At 29.2% G+C, this 4,965-nt stretch carries 5 protein-coding genes; all 5 read left to right on the forward strand.

The features are described from left to right. Positions 1 to 1,374: RNA-dependent RNA polymerase family protein (locus ACFWDE_RS29900; protein WP_377896316.1), on the forward strand; the 1,374-nt coding region annotated here is incomplete at its 5' end. Between the two features lie 318 nt (positions 1,375 to 1,692). After that, a complete protein-coding gene (locus ACFWDE_RS29905) occupies positions 1,693 to 2,373 on the forward strand; it encodes a YecA family protein (protein ID WP_377896317.1) in 681 nt (226 codons plus the stop codon). 39 nt (positions 2,374 to 2,412) lie between these two features. Continuing rightward, complete coding sequence (locus ACFWDE_RS29910) at positions 2,413 to 2,592, forward strand: hypothetical protein (RefSeq protein WP_377896318.1); 180 nt, start codon at positions 2,413 to 2,415, stop codon at positions 2,590 to 2,592. Positions 2,593 to 2,767: 175 nt separating this feature from the next. Continuing rightward, positions 2,768 to 2,920, forward strand: coding sequence for a hypothetical protein (locus tag ACFWDE_RS29915; protein WP_377896319.1), 153 nt, complete (start codon positions 2,768 to 2,770; stop codon positions 2,918 to 2,920). Between the two features lie 826 nt (positions 2,921 to 3,746). Further along, the gene (locus tag ACFWDE_RS29920) at positions 3,747 to 4,301 is read left to right on the forward strand and encodes a hypothetical protein (RefSeq protein WP_377896320.1); all 555 of its coding nucleotides are present in this window, start codon (positions 3,747 to 3,749) and stop codon (positions 4,299 to 4,301) included. The last annotated feature ends 664 nt before the right edge of the window (positions 4,302 to 4,965 follow it).

Genomic DNA, 4,965 nt, shown 5'->3' on the forward strand with positions numbered 1-4,965 from the left:
ATGCCGAATATTTTAAACTTTGTAGTTGCTTATGAACATTTTAAGGATTTATCAAATTTTGATACCATTCAAAATTTAGATCCTTTACATAAACGCTTATCTGCAAATATTGATACTGGAGATTTTGTATCAGGAGAATACGATAGACAATTAGAAGATGATTTTAACAGATTATGCGTATATGACCAGCTGCTTAAAATGGATATAAAGGAATACTACGGAAGGATATATACCCATTTAATAGACTTTGAGGAACATGAAGAACGATTCCTATCCAATATGAATCAAGGAAAAACAAATGGATTAATAATGGGGAATTACTTGTCATTATATTTCGCAGAAAGTAACTTGAAGAATATCAGTAATGACATTGAAGAAGAAATTAGAAATTCGAGGATTGACTGCGAGTTCTCCTATTTCTCTGATGATTTTTACTTTTTCTGTAATAAGAATGATACTGATGAAGTAATAAAGATTTTTGATAAAGTGTTGGAAAAATATGAATTAGAAAGAAATGATAACAAAAAAGAAGTTTGGACATATGAATCTTTCAATAATTACAACTTAGTTGCAAGGTACTGGAAAAAATTAATTGCCCATTGTAATGTAAGATTCGACAAAGAAAGAGATGATAACAAGCTGTATTTTATTAACCAACTTGTTTTTAGAGTGTCAAAATTGGAGGATGATAAACTTAAGAAAGTCTTTATAAATAATTTTTTTAAGACGAAATATTTTAGAGAGCTAGACCTTGAGCAATATCAAGTTAAGGATTATGATTACCACCAACTATGTTTTCTTCTTAATTTATCTCCCGAGACTATGTTGTATACGGTGGATAAATTTAATGCCATGAGCAATTTTGATAAGAATAAATTTCTTAAATTTTTCCAAGTTAGATATAGAGAAGCACTTAAAACATCATTTAATGAAGAGCAATTATATTTTTATTACGCAATAAAAATATTTGGTTTTACAGATGTATTGATAGAAAATAGAAGTAGAGCAATCGAAACAAACAATCAAATATTAATTTCATATTACCTAAAAGATGGGTACTTCGAAAAAGAGGAAATTGATAAGTTAAAAGAAAAGGTTGATGAACAATACTGGTTTCAAAATTATCATCTAATATTGTATTCTGATGATTTACAAGTTGATTTAGAAAGCAGTATTGTTAAATATTTAATTCCTAAAAGGGCAAAAAAGGAGAAACAAAAAAATTCTTATATGAATTTTTACAAGGAAAATATATTATCAGAGCTTCCTATAATCAGAGACATTCCTGATGTTCTTGATGAAATTGAAGATTACTTAGCATTAAGAATAGAGGAAAGTGAGGAAAATTTCGAAGGTGAATATACGGATATATAAAATTAATTTGTTGGTTGTGAAATATGATTATTGAAATAATTAAACTTTTTTATAAAACAGAAAGTACATTCAGAAATAGAAAAGAATCCATTTTGATCAATCTTTATTTCAAACAAATATTTACTATATTTTTCACCTGTATTTTCACTCAATGGACCTGTTGTTTATTGGACAAATTGGACACCTAAGAAGAAATTGTTCAAATTTAATACAACTCATAGATTAGAAAAAGGTACCACAAGAAAATACACCTTCACGAGTGTCTAAGTTTAATACACTCTATTATGTAAAATATAGCTAAGGAAGGAATAAAACAATATGTATGAACGTAATGAACCATGTCCTTGTGGAAGTGGACGGAAATATAAGAAATGCTGTATCGATAAAATTCAAAACCCTGTAGATATTTGGAAACAAAGAGCACTTCAGTTATCATCAGAAATTCCTAATAACGAGAGATTGGTGGAAACATATTTCGCTGTTTTTAATCATGCTATGAGAAAGCAATGGATTGGAGCTTGTCATGCACTTTCAAGTATTTTATATATTTTACTTAAAGAGCAAGGATTTAAGTCGAATTTAGAAATTGGATTTACTAAGTCTTCAAAAGTACCTTTCCCATTTTGTCACTCGTGGATTACTTTAGATGGATTTCCTTATGATGTAGGACTATATCGTTCTCATTCGCCATTTCAGCATGATATTAATCCGTATATTGAAATATCGACTCCTATTTTTAACGGAATTGACTTAGAAGATGGAGCGGTAACTAATATTTCTTTTGGGGTTCCATCCAATCGAGAATCTATTGATAATAATTTTAAACAATTAACAAAAATGAATTTAGGGGAATACATGAAGAATTGGCCTAATCAAAAAAATGGACTTTGGGGAGAAACGATAGAAATTGCAGAAAGAATTGGGCTTACTTTAAAGATTGATGAACTAAAAGCTAAGTATTATGAAGATAGATTCCAAAGATGTGTTATGTCTTCGTGAAATTTCCAGTGCAAAATAATGAATTAAGGATAGTTCATTATGATTACTGAAAAAGAACAAGAATTTTGTAATTGTGAAAAAATAGTAGTATTTTCTCTGAACCAGGGGAATGGGGTTATTGGGATTATTGTAGCGACTGTAATAAGAGAATTGAAGATTCTTATCGTAGTTACGATGAGCCAGCAACAGAAGATCTTTAAAGGTGAAAACAAATTATAATAGTCATCTTATAGAGGGGTAGTGTAAAGCTACTCTTTTTCTCTTTAAAATCTGTGACAAATCTTATGTATGGATAGCTATTCTTCTTTTATGATGGATAGCCGTTTACTATGTATTGACATTATCACTTGTAATGGTTACTTTTCTATAAAAGAAAATTAGAGGTGATTGATATATGTTAAATAAAAAGACAAAGACTCGTTGCAAAGAATGTGGACATGTAGCCGAAGTTAAGAAATTATCAGCTACTAAATTTGGGGTTTATTGTAAAAATATTCAGTGTGCAAAAAAAACACATCGAGGAAGAGCAGTGGTGGCAGAATATTAATAATCAGATTCAATTACCATTGTAAGATAAGAAAAGATTAATGGAGTACTTTTATAGTGGACTCCTGTACTACTCCATTAGAATAAAATTGTTTTATGGAACGTTTTATAAGTAACGTTACCATTACTAAAAGTAACGTTCCCTTCGCAAAACAAATTCGAATGCCTAAAATGTTACTTTAACCTATATAATGCACCTTTTTATATGTAGTACTCATTGTAGCGCTGCACCCTTTTTACGTAGTATTACATAGAATTTTACAAAATAAACGAACTCAATATATGCATGTTGACTGTTACTATTGATAAGAAATGATAAGGATTTTATGGTAATGTTGTACAAAATAAAAATCACTTAATTTAATGTCTTTAATTTCTTGATATTAAAGGGAATTGAAGTGAGATTATTGGAGTGTAAAGCAAAATCACTTCATTAAAATGTGAAACATTTTAATAGTAATATTACCGTTCGCAAAAGAAATGTTACCATTCGCTCCTTTTGCAAAACAAACTCAAAATATAAGTATGTTGCTTTTTAGGCATATGAGACACGGGATTATATGCAGCATTTCAATGCAGTACTGCACCCTTTTTTACGGAGTACTCCATTGGAATTTACAGAAAGAGCAGTGGGGCTTGTATAAATGCTATTAGGGTAGAAGTAGTTACTTAAATAAAAAAAAGCAGTAGAGGTGCTTATCTCCCTTAAAAACGTCTTAAATGAAGAGTGAAGAGGGCGCCATTCTTTTAGCATAGAGAAAAGTTAAAGTTCCTTATTTATTCGTCAACTTTTGCTATAATATATAATTAAAAGAGGGGGAATTATTATGATTGATGAACAACAGGCTATTGAAAGTGTAACGAGGTTTTTACGTGATAAAACTAAAAAAATACTATTGGTAAGAGGATATGATAATGATGCTAAGTTAAGGATGGTTCTCTCTTGTTTGAATAGGGGGTTTAACAAGGGAATTATAAGAACAAGTTCTATGTCCGATATATCAGGTCATATTAATCAGGCTTTTAATAAAAAGCTTTTACCGCATACAGTTAAGTCAACAACTAATTATAAATTAGGGAGAATGGCTGTTAATATAAATAGTTATGTGAATCATACACAATCCAATCCCAGAGGTAATGAAGATACTTTCACTTTATTTCATCCTGTTCAAACAGTATTAGCTGATGCTAAAAGGTATAACAAATTTTTGAGTGAGATCAAGGGTGCTGAATCAAGAAAAGTAATACTAATTACTACAAATGAGTGGAGTATAAAAGAATGGGATATTGAAAATCATGTGGATGAAGTATTCTTTTATAGCGTTGAAAATGACAATCCGCAAATCATGTCGAATTTGAGAAATAATGGAGCTATAGTATAGTCCTAAAAAGCATTTATCCAATCGGATAAGTGCTTTTTCTATATCTAAAATCATTCGATTTGTGTGCAGCATTGCATACTTTTTATGTAGTATTACAAAGGATTTTATAAAATAAATACAAATAAGTACTTTTTTAAAAAGTCTAATTGTTTTTTTATTAGTCAGGAGAAAGATATGATCATTAAGAAATGATAATTTTAAAAATCTTTATGATTGAATTTGTTTTAATTATATACATTAGTGATTAATAAAATTAGCTATGTAAAATGTAACTCGATGAAAAGATCGAATTAGAGTGTAACTCGATGGAAAGACCGAATTAGAGTATAACTCGATGGAAAGATCGAATTAGAGTATAACTCGATGAAAAGATCGAATTAGAGTATAACTCGATGAAAAGATCGAATTAGAGTATAACTCGATGAAAAGATCGAATTAGAGTGTAACTTGATGAAAAAATCGAATCAGAGTGTAACTCGATAAAAAGATCGAATTAGAGTATAATTAGATGAAAAGATCGAATTGAATTTCAATTAGATGAAAAGGTCGAGATAGATTGTAATTTGATAAAAAAATTCAGGTAAGTTTTAGTGTTTTTTAGGAAACTGACAATTAACATTCTAAAAATACCTTAATTGTTTAGAAATAATTTAACCAATTGATG

Source organism: Bacillus sp. NPDC060175 (genome assembly GCF_042728695.1).
Lineage (GTDB): Bacteria > Bacillota > Bacilli > Bacillales > Bacillaceae_G > Bacillus_A.

Bases quoted from the DNA above. Each gene is read 5' to 3' on its own strand.
- ACFWDE_RS29905 (WP_377896317.1), top strand. From the start codon at position 1,693: ATGTATGAACGTAATGAACCATGTCCTTGTGGAAGTGGACGGAAATAT.
- ACFWDE_RS29910 (WP_377896318.1), top strand. From the start codon at position 2,413: ATGATTACTGAAAAAGAACAAGAATTTTGTAATTGTGAAAAAATAGTA.
- ACFWDE_RS29915 (WP_377896319.1), top strand. From the start codon at position 2,768: ATGTTAAATAAAAAGACAAAGACTCGTTGCAAAGAATGTGGACATGTA.
- ACFWDE_RS29920 (WP_377896320.1), top strand. From the start codon at position 3,747: ATGATTGATGAACAACAGGCTATTGAAAGTGTAACGAGGTTTTTACGT.